The organism is Histidinibacterium lentulum, from assembly GCF_003789055.1.
Taxonomy (GTDB): Bacteria; Pseudomonadota; Alphaproteobacteria; order Rhodobacterales; family Rhodobacteraceae; genus Oceanicola; species Oceanicola lentulus.
In genome coordinates this window covers 154,425-170,130 of sequence record NZ_ML119087.1, presented here as the reverse complement: position 1 = coordinate 170,130, position 15,706 = coordinate 154,425, and the positions used below count along the sequence as shown (strand labels likewise).

Below are 15,706 nucleotides of genomic sequence, written 5' to 3'. Positions count from 1 at the left end.
CTCACAGCCGGTCGAGCCTCAGCCAGCGCGCCATGGCGAGATAGGCCAGCGTCACGATGCCCATGAGCACGATGGCCAGCGCCGCGGCAAGCGGGAAATCGGCGCGCCGGCCGAGCTGGACCATGATCACCTGCGGCACGGTCAGTTCGGTGTTCCCGCCGAGGATCTGCGGCGTGATGTAGTCGCCGATGCACAGGACGAAGGTCAGGAAGGCGCCGGTCATGATGCCCGGGAGGGTCAGCGGCAGGATCACGTGCCGGAAGGTCTGAAAGGCATTGGCGCCGAGGTCCATCGCCGCCTTGCGGTAGTTCGGCGAGAGCTGGACGAGATTGGCGTAGATCGTCAGCGTCAGCAGCATCACGAAGAAATGGACGAAGCCCGTCACTGTGGCGAAGCGGGTGTTCGCCAGCGTCAGCGGCTCGGCGATCAGGCCAAGGCCCATCAGCGTCTGGTTCACCACCCCGTCGCGCGCCAGCACCAGAAGCCAGGCGTAGGAGCGCACGACGTAGGAGGTCCAGAACGGCAGGATCGCGAGGAGGAGCACCAGCCTCTGCCAGCGCGGCGGGACGCGGTAGGCGATGATCCATGCCAGCGGATAGGCCAGAAGGACCGACACCAGGGTGACGGTCAGGGTGATTTCCAGCGACACGGCGATGGCGCGGGCGAGATAGGCCTGCCCCGCGAGTTCGCGGTAGTTGTCGAGGCTGAGGCCCCAGACGAGCGTGCGCCCGTCCAGCGTGGCAAGGCTCATCGCGCCCATCACGACGAAGGGCACGATGAAGAACGCCAGCGTCCAGAGAACGGCCGGGGCGAGAAAGCCCCAGCCCCGGATCGTGGCGGTCTGCGCGCTCACTGCTGAAGGGTGTTCAGCCAGAGGTCCTGCATCTCGATGTCGAGGTCGGTATCGGGTGCGGGGTAGAGCTGCGTGCGGGCGAGGTAGTCCTCCTGGTCGTCCCAGCGCAGCACGGCCTTCTGCTCGTCGGTCAGCACGTCGCCCGCCGCGGCATTGGCGGGCATCCCCCAGAAACAGGAGGAGGTGGCGAGGCGGGCCTGGCCCTCGGGGCTGACGATATACTTGACGAATTCGAGGGCGAGATCGGGATTCTCGCTGCCTTCGAGCACGCCGATGGACTGGGTCCAGCGCACGGCGCCCTGCGAGGGGATCGTCCAGGTCAGTTCCGGGCGTTCCTCGGCCAGCACCGCGGTCAGCCACTCGCCGCCGCCGACGACGATATCGACCTCGCCCGTGGCGAGCGCGGTCTGGGCGGCCACGACGCCGGCGACGGAGGCGGCACGGCTGCGCATCTCGGCGAGCGTCTCGCCGATGGGGCCCAGCGCCTCGGCGTCGATGGCGGCCGTGTCGATGCCCTGCGCCATGGCGGCGAGGCCCATCACCGGCAGGTAGTAGTCGTAGATCGAGATGCGGCCGTCATAGGCCTCTGACCAGACGCGGGTCAGGTCCTCCATGTCGGCGGGGTCCACCGCGTTCGCGTTGTAGGAGATGGTGTTGTAGCCGAATTTCTCGGTCACCGCGTAGGTGACGCCGTCGCGGCTGTTGTTCTCGGCCATCACGACCTCGGGGAAGAAGTCGGCGGTGGGCAGCTCCTCCTCGGGCAGGGCGGCGAGGATGCCCGCGTCGATGGCGCGGAAGACGTCGATGCCGTCGATCACCAGAACGTCCCAGTCGCCGGGGCGGGACTGCTCCAGGAGGGCGAGCGCGGCGCCCGTGCCCTCGTACTCGCGCAGGTTCACGGTGACGCCGTGCGCCTCCTCGAAGGGCTCGATCAGCGCGGGGTCGGTGTGGTCGCACCAGACCAGCGCGTTGAGTTCCTCTTGCGCGGCGGCGGCCCCGCCGAGGCCGGCGAGGGCCGTGGTCGCGGCGAGGCGGGTGAAGGTCCTGTAGGTCATTCGCGTCTCCCTGATCCATGTGCGGGCCGCATCGGGGGCGGCTTCTGAAGAAAAAAGTTGAGTGCGTTCATTTTTGCAGTCAACATAAATTTTGGATTTGGCTCAATTTACGCCGGGAGAACGGATGACGGGCTTGCGCGACAGGCAGAAGGCGGACCGCGAGCGACGCATTCTTGATGCCGCGGTCAGGATGTTCCGCGCGCGGGGCTACCGCGCGGTCCGGCTCGACGAGTTGGCGGACCGGGCGGATGTGTCGGTCGGCACCGTCTACAACTACTACCAGACCAAGGGCGACATCCTGATCGCCACCGTGGCGCTGGAGGTGGAGGAGGTCATCGGGATCGGCAGCGCCATCGTCGCCGATCCGCCGCGCGGCGTGGAGACCGCGCTTCTCGCGCTGATCTTCGAGTATTACGACCACTCGCTGAACTATCTCAGCAAGGAGATGTGGCGCACCGCCATGGCCCTGTCGATCGAGGCGCCCGACACCCGCAACGGGCAGCATTACTCCGCCCTCGACCGCAAGCTCTGCGGGCAGGTGATCGAGCTGGTGGCACGGCTGAAGGAGCGGGGAGAGGTGCGGGACGACATCGACCCCGAGCCCTTCGGCGAGTTGATCTTCAACAACCTGAACATGATGTTCATCGAGTTCGTGAAGGACGACTCGATGACGCTGGAGGCCCTGCGCTGCGCGGTGGCGGCGCAGATGCGGCCGCTGGCTGCGATGATCGCCACGGAGGACGCATGAGCGAGTTGAACCAGCCCCTTGGCGGCAACGAGATGCCGCGCTTCGGCGGGCCTGCCACGATGATGCGCCTGCCCGCGCAGGAGACCGCCGAGGGGCTCGATGCCTGTTTCGTGGGCATTCCCATGGACATCGGGACGTCGAATCGTCCGGGCACGCGGCTGGGCCCGCGGCAGATCCGCGACGAGAGCCGGATGATCCGGCCCTACAACATGGCCACGGGCGCCGCGCCCTTCGACGCCTTGCAGGTGGCCGATATCGGGGACGTGCCGATCAACACCTTCGATCTGAAGAAGTCGGTGGAGATCATTGCGGAGCATTATCGCGGCATCCTCGCCCATGGCGCCGTGCCGCTGACGCTGGGCGGGGACCATACGCTGACCTGGCCGATCCTGCGCGCCATGAAGGAACGGCACGGGCCTGTGGCGCTGGTGCATGTGGATGCCCATGCCGACATCAACGAGCACATGTTTGGCGAGACCGTCGCCCACGGCTGTCCCTTCCGGCGGGCGTGGGAAGAGGGGTGTCTGCAGAACGACCGGGTGTTCCAGATCGGGCTGCGCGGTACGGGCTATGCGGCGGACGATTTCGACTGGGGCCGCCGGCAGGGCTGGACCGTCGTGCAGGCGGAGGAGTGCTGGCACCGGTCCCTGACGCCACTGATGGAGCGGGTGCGGGCGACGGTGGGGGATTCGCCGGTCTACCTGAGCTTCGACATCGACAGCCTCGATCCGGCCTTCGCGCCGGGAACGGGGACGGTGGAGCTTGGCGGGCTGTCGACCTGGCAGGCGCTGGAGATCGTGCGCGGCATGGCGGGGCTCAACATCGTGGGCGCGGACCTGGTGGAGGTCTCGCCGCCCTACGATCCCACGGGCAACACCGCGCTGATCGCGGCCAACCTGCTTTACGAGATGCTGTGCCTCCTGCCCGCGCGGCCACGCTGAGGCGGGTCACACCGTCTCGTTCAAGGACCGGGCGATGTGTTCGACGAACCGGGAGGAGGCCACGGGCAGGATGCGTCCGTGGCGCTGACCGAGGAAGAGGAACCCGCCGTCGATGTCGCGGGCGTCGATCTCGCGGCTGACCAGCCCCTGCCCCGTCCCATCGCGCGGCGCGCCGATGCGGATCTGGAAGCAGATGGCGTCGGTCCGCGCGACATGGGCCTTGAGATACTCGAAGGAATTGCTTTGCAGGCGGGGGCCTTCGGCGAAGGACTTGCCCTGAAGCGCCCGTTCCAGCAGCGCGCGCCCACCGAAATTCTGCGTCGGCAGGACCAGCGGGAACTGGAGGCACTGACGCAGGCGCAGGCTCTTCTCCCGCGCCAGCGGATGCCCGTCGGCCATGATCGCCACCAGCCTCTGCGGCAGGGCAAGCCGCACCTCGTAGTCGGGCATGCTGCGTTCGTCGAAGACCAGCGCCACGTCGACGCTGAAATTCTCGATCGCCACGGCGGCGGCGGAATGCTCCATCACTTCGACATCGAAGGTCACCTTGGGAAACTCGCTCTGGTAGCGGGCGATCTCGGCCGGCAGGAAATAGGGCGTCAGCGCCTGGCTGCAGGCGATGGCCACATGACCGCGGCGCACGCCCGACAGGTCCGCCAGCCGTGAGCGCAGGCGGTCGGTCTCGGCCAGAACCTCGCGGATATGCACGATGGCCAGCTCTCCGGCGGCATTGAGCCGGACGCCGCCCGAGGTGCGTTCGAAGATCTGTTCGCCCAGATCGTCCTCGTAGGCCTGAAGGCGGCGCTGCACGGCGGACGGCGTCTGGGAGACCCGTTCCGCCGCCGCGCGGATCGAGCCGCTGCGGGCGATGGCGTCGATCAGGCGGAAGGTCGTCAGGTGCTTCATGGCGGGTCTCCGGCGGGCGTGTGGCGTTTCGGGCAACGCTATACCGAAAAACCAGCACAAGACAGGGTCGCCGCGACGCAGCACCATGCCCCGGACACTGGGGATTCGCCGATGCCGCCCGATACCGTCCATCCAAGAGGCCAGACCCGCGACCGCTGGCAGAGCGACGGCGCCCGCGTGAGCCTCGTGCGGGCAGAGCGGCCCGTGCGCGCGGTGGAGATCGGCGCCGCGCCCGCGCCGCTGCGGCTCGATCTGGCCCGCACGGCGGTGATCGTCGTCGACATGCAGAACGATTTCCTGCACCCGGACGGCTGGTTCGCCGCCGACCGGGGCGCGGACGTGGCCCCGCTGGCGGCGCTGGTCCCCGGCATCAACGCGCTCTGCGCCGCGGCCCGGGCGGCGGAGGTGCCGGTCATCCATCTGAACTGGGGCGTGCGCGCCGATCTGGCCAACCTGCCCGCGAACGTGATCGACAAGGGCTCGAACTGCGGCAGGACGCGCGGCTACGGCGAAGCGGGCGCCCGCGGCCCGGTTCTGGTGGCCGGCGGCTGGGGCGCCGCCAGCCTCGAGACCATCGCGGCGGAGCCCGGCGACATCCATGTCTCGAAGCACCGGCTGTCGGGGTTCCGGGACTACGAGCTCGACCAGATCCTGCGCCGGCTGGGGGTCACGACGCTGCTGTTCACCGGCGTCAACCTCGACCGCTGCGTCTTTGCCACCATGACGGACGGCTGTTTCCAGGGGTTCGACGGCGTGATCGTCGAGGATCTGTGCGGCACCCCCTCCCCCGCCTTCGTGAGCGACGCGATCCTCTACCTGACGCGGCTGCTCTACGGCTTCACCACCACCTCCGCCGAGCTGATCCCGGCGTTTTCCTCCCCCTCATCGAAGGAGACCTGACAATGCCCATGACCCGACGCGACTTCCTGCGGACCTCCGGCGCATCGGCCGCCGCCCTCGGCCTTGCCGCCCCTGCCCTCGCACAGGACCTGCGGCCGCTGAGGATGGTGCTGAACTGGACCTACCAGGGTCCGCAGTCCTGGTTCTTCCTCGCCGAGGACAACGGCTATTTCGCCGATGCCGGCATCGAAATGGTCATCGACCAGGGCAGCGGGTCGGGTGCCGCTGTCGGATCTGTCGCGGGCGGCGCCTATGACGTGGGCTTCGGCGACGTGAACGCGCTGATCCGGCTCGCCTCCACCGAACCGGAGGACGCGCCGCTCTGCGTCTACCAGATGTACAACGCCCCGCCCTTCACCGTGGCGGTGCTGTCGTCCTCGGACATCATGACCGCCGCCGATCTCGAGGGGCGCCTGCTGGGCGGGGCCGCGAACGACGGCGCGCTGAAGCTCTTCCCGGCCTTCGCCAATCTCGCCGGCATCGACACGAGCGGGATCGAGATCCTGAACTTCCAGTCGAACCTGCGCGAGCAGATGCTCAAGAGCGAGCAGGTCGAGGGGGTCTTCGGCTACGTCAACACGATCCGGTTCTCGGCCAAGCTGTCGGGGATGAACCCGGACGAGGAGATCCGCTTCATCAAGTTCGGCGACTACGGGATGGACCTCTATTCCAACGGGCTGATCATCCCCAAGGCCCTGGCCGAGGAGAGCCCGGACCTCGTCTCGGGCATGGTCGCGGCCATCAACCGGGGGGTGGCGGATACGCTGGCCGATCCCGAGGCCGCCATCGAGGCGGTCGCCCGCCGCGAGCCGCTGATCAACAGGGAGGTGGAGCTCGAGCGGCTCATGGCCACGCTGACCGACGAGATGAACCACCCGGAACTGGCGGTCACCGGGCTTGGCAACGTGGACCCCGAGCGCTTCGCCACCTCGATCGACATCGTGGTCGAGGCGGACGGGCTGCCCCGGACCCCGGCGCCAGAGGAGATCTTCTCGGACGCCTTCCTGCCGCCCGAGTCCGAGCGAATCTACAAGCTGATCTGAGGCGCAAGGATGGACCTGAACCTCAGGAACAAGGTCGCGGTGATCACCGGCCCCGCCAAGGGCATGGGCGCCGCGATCAGTCTCGGGTTCGCGGCCGAGGGGGCGCATCTCGCGCTTCTGGGGCGCGACACGCTGGCCATCGGTCCGGTGGCGGAAGAGGCGCGCTGTCGGGGCGTGCGCGTGGAGGTCCTGAAATGCGACGTTACGGATGGCGCGGAGGTGGAGGCGACCGTCGCCGCCATCGCCGCGTCCTTCGGTCGGATCGACGTGCTGGTGAACGTCGCAGGGGGGACCGGTCCCATCGGCAAGACCGGCGTGGAGACGACGCAGGAGGAATTCGACGAGATCGTGCACCTGAACCTGCGCGGCCCGTTCAACATGATCCGCGCCGTGGCGCCCGTGATGGCGAAGGGCGGCGGGGGGCGGATCGTCAACGTGGGCGGCACCTTCGGGATGCGCGGGCGGGCCATGCGGCTGAGCTATTCCAGCTCGAAATGGGGCCTGCGCGGGCTGACCAAGAGCTTTGCGCTGGAGCTTGGTCGGGACAACATCGCCGTCAACATCGTGGCCCCGGGCATGGTGGACGGGCCGCGGTTCCGCGAGAAGGTCGTTCCGCAGGTCGCGGCGCAGCACGGCATCTCGCTCGAGGAGGCCGCGGCGCTTCATGCGTCCGATTACGCGCTGGGGCGGATCAGCACCGACGAGGATATCGCGGATGCGACGCTCTTTCTCGCCTCCGACCGTGCGCGGCAGATCACCGGCGTCGATCTGCCCGTCGACGGCGGCTGGGCCGCGCTGTGATGCGGCCCGTTTCCCGTAACGATTGCCCCGGATCGGAGGCCCGATGAAAGAGAACGGCACGGAGAAGTTCATGGTCTTCGAGGGGGTCGGCGTCACCTACGGCGGCGGCGCGGACGGAACCGAGGCGTTGAAGCCCACCGACCTGACGCTGTCGAAGGGCGATTTCCTCGCCCTCGTCGGCCCGTCGGGCTGCGGAAAGTCCACGATCCTGAAGCTGGTGAGCGAGGTGCTGGCGCCCACCACCGGCAACATCTTCTTCGCCGGGCGGGAGCTGGGCGCGACGCCGTTCCGGGTCGGGATGGCGTTCCAGAGCGCATCGCTGCTGCCGTGGATGACCGTGCGCGACAACGTCATGCTGCCGCTGAAGATCGTGAAGCCGTTCAAGACCGAGTTCCGCGCCAAGCGCAAAGGCGAATACCGGGACCGCGTGGACGCACTTCTGGAAAAGGTCGGCCTCATCGACTTTGCCGACAGCAACCCCTGGGAGCTGTCCGGCGGGATGATGCAGCGCACCAACCTCTGCCGCGCGCTCATCCACGAGCCGGACCTGCTGCTGCTCGACGAGCCCTTCGGCGCGCTTGACCAGTTCACCCGAGAGGAGCTGTGGCAGACGCTGCAGGATCTCTGGATCGAGCGGCGGCCCACGGTCATCCTCGTGACCCACGACCTGCGCGAGGCGGCGTATCTCGCCAGCCGCATCTGCGTGATGAGCCCGCGGCCGGGGCGGATCGTGGACGACAGCGCGGTGGAGTTTCCGCGCCCGCGCCATATCGACCTCGTCTTCGAGCCGGACTTCGTCACGCTGGTGCAGCGTCTGCGCGGCAAGATCGTCCACACCCCCAACACGAGAAAGCTGGACGCCGCATGACCCAGTCGCCCTTGCGCAAGATCGCGCCCGCCCTGCTGATCATCAGTTTCTTCGTGCTCTGGGAAATGGCCTGCCTCGTCTTCGGCATCTCGCACCTCGTGCTGCCGCGGCCGACGCAGATCGTCTCCACCTTCTTCGAATACGCGCCCGCGATCTGGCCCCATGCGCAGCAGACGCTCTACACGACGATGGTCGGCTTTTCGGCCGGGGTGGTCATCGGGCTGACGCTGGGCGTGCTGATCGGTTCGTCCAAGCTCGCCTACGAGACCGCCTATCCGCTGCTGGTCGGCATCTCCTCGATCCCCAAGGTGGCGGTGGTGCCGATCTTCGTCCTGTGGTTCGGCGCGGGCACGGTGCCCGCGATCCTGACGGCGGCGATCATCTGCATCTTTCCCATCGTGGTGAACGTGGCCACCGGCATCGCCACGGTGGAGCCCGAGCTGGAAGACGTGATGCGGTCGCTCAAGGCGACGAAGCTGGAAATCCTGTGGAATATCGGCCTGCCGCGGTCGATGCCCTACTTCTTCGCCTCGCTGAAGGTGGCCGTCACGCTGTCCTTCGTCGGCTCGGTCATCGCCGAGACCGTGGCCTCGAACCGGGGCGTGGGCAACATGATGCTGATTGCATCGTCCTCGTTCAACGTGCCGCTGGTCTTTGCCGGGCTGATGGTGCTCGCGACCATGGGGATCGGCTTCTACACCGTCTTTTCGCTGATCGAACGGCGGGTGGCGGGCTGGGCGATGCGCAAGGCGGTCTGACGTCCAACCGGTCCGGTCCGCGGTCGGGCCAGCCCGGACCTCCCTCCCCGACGGCCGCGACAGGGACAGGAGACCTCCCATGAAAACCATTCTTTCCGCTATCGCCGCGCTCGCCGCCGTGGCCCTGCCGGCCTCGGCCCAGGACGTGCCGATCCGCTTCACCCTCGACTGGAAACTGCAGGGCGTGCACGCGCCGTTCTACCTCGCGGACCAGCGCGGCTATTTCGCCGAGGAAGGCCTCGACGTCACCATCGACCAGGGCGAAGGCTCGGCGGCGACGATCACGCGGATCATGTCCGGCGCCTATGACGCGGGCTTCGGCGACATGAACGCGATCATCCAGAACGCCGCGACCATGCCCGAGGACGCGCCGGTGATGGTCTACCAGATCTACAACCAGCCGCCGTTCTCGGTGGTGACCAAGGCGGACGGCCCCGTCGAGACCCTGGCCGATCTCGAGGGCCGCACCATCGGCTCGCCCGCCGGATCGGCGGTGACCGTGCTCTTCGGCGCGCTCGCCAAGGCGGCGGACATCGACACGGACACGATCGAGATGGTCAGCGTCGCGCCGAACCTGCAGGAGCAGGTGCTGGTGCAGGGGCAGGTGGACGCGAGCCTCGTCTTCAACGTCACGAGCTATCTGAACCTGATCGGCCTCGGGCTGAACCCCGACGAGGATTTCCCTGGTTTCCCTACGGCGCCTCGGGTCTCGACATCTATTCCAACGGCGTGATGGTCTCGCAGGCGCTGCACGAGGAGAACCCGGAGGCCGTCGCGGGCCTCGTGCGGGCGATCAACCGCGCGACCATGGAGATCATCGCCGATCCGGCCATCGGCGCCGCCGCGGTCAAGGAGGTCGAGCCGCTGATCGACGAGGAGCTGGAGACGCTGCGCCTGACCTTCGCCATGGACAACCTGATCTTCTCGGACGAGACACGGGCGCTGGGGGTCGGCGCGGTCGACATGGAGCGGCTGGCGCGGTCGATCTCGGTGATCGCCGATCTCTATGACCTGCCCTCCGAGCCCGCGCCGGAAGCGGTGTTCGACGGCTCCTTCCTGCCCGATGCGGGCGCGCGGAGCTTCTGACCACAGGAGGACCCGCGTCGAGGGCGGCGCGGGTCCGACAAGACCGACAACGCACGAGACTCTCCCATGACCGACCTCACGATCCCCGTCGCAAGCGCCCTTCTGGGGCCTGACTACAGCGCAAGCGGGCCGGTGGAGATTGTCCTGGAGGGCGGCAGGATCGCGGCGATCCGTCCGGCGGAGGGCGAGGTGCCGCGGCGGCTGGCCATGCCCGCGCTGTGCGATGCGCACAACCACGCGCGGTCGCTGTCCACGACCTCCTTCGGCGGCGGGTTGAAGCCGCTGGAGACCTGGCTGCCGAGCCTCGCTCTCATTCCCTCCGCCGATCCCTATACCGCCGCCGCGGCGTCCTTTGCCCGGTCGCTGGCGGGCGGCTGCACGGCGGTGATGGTGCACCTGACGCGTCCCACGGGCGGCAGGCCCCTGCCCGAGGAGGCGCGCGAGATCGCCCGCGCGGCCCATGACGTGGGCATCTCCATCGGCTTTGCCGTGGCGATGCGGGACCGCAATCCGCTGGTCTATGGCGATCACGCGGCGGTGCTCGGGCGGATGCCGGCCGAGCCGCGCGCGGTGGCGGAGGCGACGTGGCTGGGACCGATGATGCCGGTGGAGGGCCAGCTTGCCCTCGTCGACGCGGTGGCCGAGGCGGTGGCGGACCTGCCGGGCCATGTGGATGTGCAATACGGCCCGAACGGCGTGCAATGGTGCTCGCCCGCGCTGCTGAAGGGCATTGCAGAGGCCTCCGCCAGCACCGGCCGGCGCGTGCACATGCATTTGCTGGAAACAAAGCCCCAGCGCGACTGGGCGGACGAGGCCCATCCCGAGGGCATCGTGACGATGCTGGAGGGCATCGGCCTTCTGTCCGAGAGGCTGACGCTCGCGCATTGCGTCTGGGCGCGGCCCGAGGAGCTGGCGCGGATCGCCGCCTCGGGCGCGCGGGTCGCTGTGAACGGGTCCTCGAACCTGCATCTCGCCTCGGGGATCGCGCCGGTTCCGGACATGCTGTCAGCGGGGATTTCCGTCGCCATGGGCCTCGACGGCTGCGCGCTCGACGAGGATGACGACGCGCTGCGGGAAATGCGGCTGCTGCACCTTCTGCACCAGGCGCGGGGCTTTGCGGAGGGCGACATGAGCCCGGCGGTGGCCCTGCGGGCCGCCTGCGCTGCGGGTCGGGCCGGGCTGGGGCTCGGGCCGGGCGGCGTGCTGGAGGAAGGAATGCCCGCGGATCTGCTGCTGCTCGATCTCGACCGTCTGGACCGGGACGCGCTGATGGCGGTGAACCCGCGCGACTACCTGATGACCCGCGCCGTCTCGGGGCATATCGTGGAGGTCTATGCCGCCGGGCGACGCGTGGTCGGCGAGGGCCGGGTGCTGGGCGTGGATGCCCCCGCGCTGCACGCGGCGCTGCGGGAGGAGATGCGGGAGGGCCTCAGGGGCAAGGAGCCGCTGATCGCGGCCTGGCCCGCGATCGAGGCGGCCATCGCCGACCATTACCGGGGCTGCTGCTGATGGCGCGCCGGGCGGAGGTGACGGTGCTGCCGATGGCGGCGCCGGAGGACGTGTCCGCGCTTGCCGCGGCCATCGCCGAGGGACGGATCGTGCCGGAGCGCATCGTCGCGGTGCTGGCAAAGACCGAGGGCAACGGCTGCGTCAACGATTTCTCGCGGGGGCTGTCGGTGATGGCGCTGCGGGGGCTTCTGGCCGCGCATCTGCCGCCGGAGCGGCTCGAGGCGCTGCCCATGGTCATGTCGGGCGGCACGGAGGGCGGGCTGTCGCCGCACTGGATCATTTTCCAGTGCCTCGAGGACGCGGCGCCGGGGGACGGCCCCGCTCTCGCGCTGGCGAGCGTGGTCACGCGCCCCCTCCGGCCGCAGGAGATCGGGCGACCGGCGCAGGCCGCGCTGGTGCGCGAGGCGGTGACCGAGGCCATCGCCCGGGCCGGCATCGCGGGGCCCGCGGATGTGCATTACGTTCAGGTCAAATGCCCGCTCCTGACCGCCGCCCGGGTGGCGGAGGCGGGGGGCGATGTCGCCACCGACAACATGCTGAAATCCATGGGGCTGTCCCGCGGCGCCTCGGCGCTGGGCGTGGCGCTGGCGCTGGGCGAGATCGCGGACCTGCCCGAGGGGGCGATCGGGCGGGACTACGGGCTCTGGTCCGGGCGGGCGTCCTGTTCGGCGGGGATCGAGCTGATGACCTGCGAAGTGGTTGTCATGGGCCAGTCGGCGGACTGGGGCGGGCCGCTCCGCATCGCCCATGGCGTGATGCAGGACGCCATCGACGCGCCGGCGGTGGCGGCGCTGCTGGAGCGCGCCGCGCCGGGCGCGGGGCTTCAGGGCGCGGCGGGCAAGGTGCGGGCGGTACTGGCCAAGGCGGAGGCATCGAGCCACGGGGCGATCCGCGGCCTGCGGCATACCATGCTCGACGACAGCGACATCTCCTCCACCCGCCACGCGCGGGGGTTCGTCGGGGGGATGCTGGCCGGGCTGACCGGGCGCACGGACCTTTTCGTCTCCGGCGGGGCGGAGCACCAGGGGCCGGACGGCGGCGGGCCGGTCGCGCTTATCCACGAGGCCTGAGCGCGGGGAGGTCCGCAGGCCCCCTGCCCTCGTGGCGCGGCAGCTTGTCCGGGGCGACGGTGCCCGGCAGGCGTTCGGCCCAGTGGATATGCGCCTCGGGGCGGAACTGGCCGGGGTCCGCGAGGGTCAGCGTCCATTCCAAGAGCCCAGAACCTCAGAGAATCAGAATCTAGCTTGACCCCACGTCTGAGGTTCCGGCACGATCTTTATTGCGTTGGGAGAATTTAAAAGATGCACAATTTCAGTCGTCTTGGTCGAGCCGCCGCGGCAATGTTTGGCGCCCTCGTCCTTTCTGGATGCCTCGACGCTGCGGGGGCTTTTGCAGACGGGATGGCGAGCGGGATGACCGGACAGCCGATGGTCCAGCCGCCCCAGAGCCAGGTGACGCGCTGCAGCCCGGACTACATGGGCGGGATGCGCTGCACGACCTATTGAGGCGCTAGCTTTCGCCCGATCTTCGGTTAGTCGCTCTACGCACAACTAACTTCTGCAAGAACTGCGAGGCGGCAAGATATGTCTCTGTCCCAGGACTTCATACTTCGCCAATGCGCAATAAGTAACTGCCAATAAAGCAGAAATAGCGGAAATAGCTTGCTCGCTCACCATGGGACGGGCCGCCCAGTCCGTTCAGGCGGCCCGACAACTGGCCATTAACAGATTTATACAATTTGTAGCGCCTGCTTCGTCGACGGTAAGTTGAGACAGTTGATTTTTTTGTCGAGCGCCGTCGTGACTGAACAACCTCTATTGCGCCTTATCGCAGATGCTGAACTGAACGTGTTTGTGGCAAGCGGGTCCGGGCTTGGTGCCGTGCTTCTTTCCGTGGTCTTGATCTATGGTATCGGAAGCCTTCCTTACACTGGCCGCGGAATTGCCGAAATCATCAGGGCATGGAGGCCGCCGACGAAGTAGCAAACCGCATCAGCCGTGCCGCGACTCCAACTGTGGCCCGGTTGAATCAAGGTGATCGGGCATCAGGTGAAGTCCGTCTCGAGCACCTGCTCCACCTGCGCGGCGAATTTCGCCGCCGCCACGGGCAGGGTCCGCCCCCGGAGCTGGCACAGATAGAGCAGGCCGTCGGGCACGTCCCGCCGGTCCACGGGGCGGGAGACGATGCCCTCGTCGGGCACGCGCGGCAGACCCACGGGGATCTGGAACGAGACCATCTTCTCGTGGCGGGGATACCGGCGCAGGAATTCGAAGCTGTCGGCCTCGATGGCGGTGCGCAAGGTCACCGAGGAGCGTTGCAGCGCAAGGTCGATCAGGTGGCGCACGCCGAACTGCGGCGCGGGCAGTGCCACGGGAAAGCCCGCCAGATCGCGGAGGCGGATCGTCTCCTGCCCGCTCAGCGGATGGTCGGCGGCCATCACGGCATGAACGGGCATCCGGACGGTGTAGAGGACCTGCACCTCGCGCACCCGCACCGGCTCGAACACCAGCGCGATGTCGGCGAGCATCTCCACCAGCGCCTTCTCGGCCGCGGCGCGGTCGCGCAGGTTGACGGCGAAGGTCACCGCAGGGTGGCGCGCCCGGTAGCGGGAGATCTGCTCGGGCAGGAAATAGGGCAGAAGCGCCTGGCTGCAGGCGATGGAGACATGGCCGCGCCTCTCTCCGGACAGGTCCGCGATCTGGCCCTGAAGCTTCTCGGCCTCGGACATCTGGCTGCGGATATGGGCGACGAGAAGTTCTCCCGCGGTCGAGAGGCGCACGCCCCGCGGCAGCCGCTCGAAGATCGGCACGCCCAGTTCCTCCTCGAGGGCAAGGACCCGGCGGTTGAGCGCGGTGGAGTTGATGGCCAGCGTCTCCGCAGCCTTCCGGATCGAGCCCGCGCGGGCGATCACGTCGATATAGACGAGGGGCGTCAGCTGCCGCGCCATGGCCGGTCTCACGTGTGGTGCAGGATATGCACTGCTTCGCTGCAAACATAGCAGACGACAACAGCATTCGCCTGCTCTCATTCTGCGCCATGCGAGTCACCCGGCACGGAGCCTCACCGGTTCCGAGGCCCCGTCCATCTCCAAGGAGACCCCTGCCATGACCTCCCTTCCGTTCTCCCGCCGCAGCTTCCTGAAGGGCAGCGCCGCCCTTGCCGGGGCAAGCGCCTTCGCCGGTCCCGCCTTCGCGGACAGCCATTCGCCCCTGACCGTGGGCTTCATCTACGTCGGGCCGAAGGACGATTTCGGCTACAACCAGGCCCATGCCGAGGGTGCGGCCGCCGTGAAGGCGATGGAGGGCGTGATCGTCGTGGAAGAGGAGAACGTCGCCGAGACGGTGGACGTGCAGAACTCCATGGAATCGATGATCAACTTCGACGGTGCATCGCTGATCTTCCCGACCTCCTTCGGCTATTTCGACCCCCATATCCTCGAGCTGGCGCCGCGCTATCCCGACGTGCGCTTCCAGCATGCCGCGGGCCTGTGGCAGGAGGGCGTGCACCCGGCCAACGTGGGCAGCTATTTCGGCTATATCGGCCTTGGCCAGTACCTGAACGGCATCGTCGCCGGGCACATGAGCGCCACGAAGAAGCTGGGCTTCGTCGCCGCGAAACCGATTCCGCAGGTGCTGCAGAACATCAATTCCTACCTTCTGGGCGCGCGGTCGGTGGACCCCTCGATCACCTGCCAGGTCATCTTCACCGGGGAATGGTCGCTGGCGGTGAAGGAGGCCGAGGCCACCAACGCGCTCGCCGATGCGGGCTGCGACGTCATCACCTGCCACGTCGACGGCCCCAAGGTGGTGATGGAGACCGCCGCCGGGCGGGACTGCTTCGTCTGCGGCTACCATGCCGACCAGTCGCCGCTGGCGCCCGAGAAGTACCTGACCGGCGCGGAATGGAACTGGCCGGGGGTGTATACGCGCATGGTGCAGACGGTGCTCGACGGCGGCACCATCGACAACTTCGACCGGGGCGGGCTGGCCGAGGGCTATATCAAGATGTCGCCGCTCGGTCCGGCGGTGACGGATGCCGCGCGCAACCAGTTCGAGGCCGTGAAGGCCGAGATGATGGCGGGCGGCTTCGCGGCCTACCAGGGCCCCCTGATGGACAATGCGGGCAACCAGATCCTTGGCGAGGGCGAGGCCTTCGTCGAGACCGACATCGCCCTCGAAAGCATGGATTACCTCGTCGACGGGGTGATCGGGTCCACCTCGTAAGGGACAGGCGCCATG

General features: G+C 68.1%; 16 protein-coding genes. 12 read left to right on the top strand and 4 right to left on the bottom strand.

What is annotated here, in order from left to right; genetic code table 11:
* Nucleotide 1: 1 nt before the first annotated feature.
* Nucleotides 2-853, bottom strand: coding sequence for an ABC transporter permease (locus EAT49_RS14670; RefSeq protein WP_123643045.1), 852 nt, complete (start codon nucleotides 851-853; stop codon nucleotides 2-4).
* On the bottom strand, nucleotides 850-1,908 hold the full coding sequence (locus tag EAT49_RS14665; RefSeq protein WP_123643044.1) for an extracellular solute-binding protein: 1,059 nt from the start codon (nucleotides 1,906-1,908) through the stop codon (nucleotides 850-852). Before EAT49_RS14665 ends, EAT49_RS14670 begins: the two co-directional genes overlap by 4 nt.
* 124 nt (nucleotides 1,909-2,032) lie before the next feature.
* Between EAT49_RS14665 and EAT49_RS14660 the strand changes: the two genes are divergently transcribed.
* A complete protein-coding gene (locus EAT49_RS14660) occupies nucleotides 2,033-2,656 on the top strand; it encodes a TetR/AcrR family transcriptional regulator (protein ID WP_123643043.1) in 624 nt (207 codons plus the stop codon).
* A complete protein-coding gene (gene speB / locus EAT49_RS14655) occupies nucleotides 2,653-3,597 on the top strand; it encodes an agmatinase (RefSeq protein WP_123643042.1) in 945 nt (314 codons plus the stop codon). Before EAT49_RS14660 ends, speB begins: the two co-directional genes overlap by 4 nt.
* Nucleotides 3,598-3,603: 6 nt before the next feature.
* Here the strand turns inward: speB and EAT49_RS14650 are convergent, their stop codons facing one another.
* On the bottom strand, nucleotides 3,604-4,503 hold the full coding sequence (locus EAT49_RS14650; RefSeq protein WP_185020771.1) for a LysR family transcriptional regulator: 900 nt from the start codon (nucleotides 4,501-4,503) through the stop codon (nucleotides 3,604-3,606).
* Between the two features lie 111 nt (nucleotides 4,504-4,614).
* On the opposite strand from EAT49_RS14650, the gene EAT49_RS14645 reads away from it, so the two are divergent.
* From EAT49_RS14645 to atzD, 9 genes are all read left to right on the top strand, one after another.
* Nucleotides 4,615-5,403 (top strand): cysteine hydrolase family protein, encoded by a 789-nt coding sequence (locus tag EAT49_RS14645; protein ID WP_221181468.1) that lies wholly within the window; start codon nucleotides 4,615-4,617, stop codon nucleotides 5,401-5,403.
* A gap of 2 nt (nucleotides 5,404-5,405) precedes the next feature.
* Nucleotides 5,406-6,446, top strand: a complete 1,041-nt coding sequence (locus EAT49_RS14640; protein WP_123643040.1) for an ABC transporter substrate-binding protein — start codon at nucleotides 5,406-5,408, stop codon at nucleotides 6,444-6,446.
* 9 nt (nucleotides 6,447-6,455) lie between these two features.
* Nucleotides 6,456-7,247, top strand: coding sequence for an SDR family NAD(P)-dependent oxidoreductase (locus EAT49_RS14635; RefSeq protein ID WP_123643039.1), 792 nt, complete (start codon nucleotides 6,456-6,458; stop codon nucleotides 7,245-7,247).
* A gap of 43 nt (nucleotides 7,248-7,290) precedes the next feature.
* The gene (locus EAT49_RS14630; RefSeq protein ID WP_123643038.1) at nucleotides 7,291-8,115 is read left to right on the top strand and encodes an ABC transporter ATP-binding protein; all 825 of its coding nucleotides are present in this window, start codon (nucleotides 7,291-7,293) and stop codon (nucleotides 8,113-8,115) included.
* Nucleotides 8,112-8,873, top strand: a complete 762-nt coding sequence (locus tag EAT49_RS14625) for an ABC transporter permease (protein WP_123643037.1) — start codon at nucleotides 8,112-8,114, stop codon at nucleotides 8,871-8,873. Before EAT49_RS14630 ends, EAT49_RS14625 begins: the two co-directional genes overlap by 4 nt.
* A 79-nt stretch (nucleotides 8,874-8,952) precedes the next feature.
* Nucleotides 8,953-9,606, top strand: a complete 654-nt coding sequence (locus EAT49_RS21590; protein WP_246003865.1) for an ABC transporter substrate-binding protein — start codon at nucleotides 8,953-8,955, stop codon at nucleotides 9,604-9,606.
* On the top strand, nucleotides 9,606-9,959 hold the full coding sequence (locus EAT49_RS21585; RefSeq protein ID WP_246003864.1) for a substrate-binding domain-containing protein: 354 nt from the start codon (nucleotides 9,606-9,608) through the stop codon (nucleotides 9,957-9,959). Before EAT49_RS21590 ends, EAT49_RS21585 begins: the two co-directional genes overlap by 1 nt.
* 66 nt (nucleotides 9,960-10,025) lie before the next feature.
* Nucleotides 10,026-11,468 (top strand): amidohydrolase family protein, encoded by a 1,443-nt coding sequence (locus EAT49_RS14615; RefSeq protein WP_221181467.1) that lies wholly within the window; start codon nucleotides 10,026-10,028, stop codon nucleotides 11,466-11,468.
* Nucleotides 11,468-12,538, top strand: a complete 1,071-nt coding sequence (atzD, locus tag EAT49_RS14610) for a cyanuric acid amidohydrolase (protein ID WP_123643036.1) — start codon at nucleotides 11,468-11,470, stop codon at nucleotides 12,536-12,538. The genes EAT49_RS14615 and atzD overlap by 1 nt, the downstream gene beginning before the upstream one ends.
* Nucleotides 12,539-13,512: 974 nt before the next feature.
* On the opposite strand, the gene EAT49_RS14605 is transcribed toward atzD, so the two are convergent.
* Nucleotides 13,513-14,415, bottom strand: coding sequence for a LysR family transcriptional regulator (locus tag EAT49_RS14605; protein ID WP_123643105.1), 903 nt, complete (start codon nucleotides 14,413-14,415; stop codon nucleotides 13,513-13,515).
* 157 nt (nucleotides 14,416-14,572) lie between these two features.
* Between EAT49_RS14605 and EAT49_RS14600 the strand changes: the two genes are divergently transcribed.
* Complete coding sequence (locus EAT49_RS14600) at nucleotides 14,573-15,691, top strand: BMP family ABC transporter substrate-binding protein (protein WP_123643035.1); 1,119 nt, start codon at nucleotides 14,573-14,575, stop codon at nucleotides 15,689-15,691.
* Nucleotides 15,692-15,706: the final 15 nt, after the last annotated feature.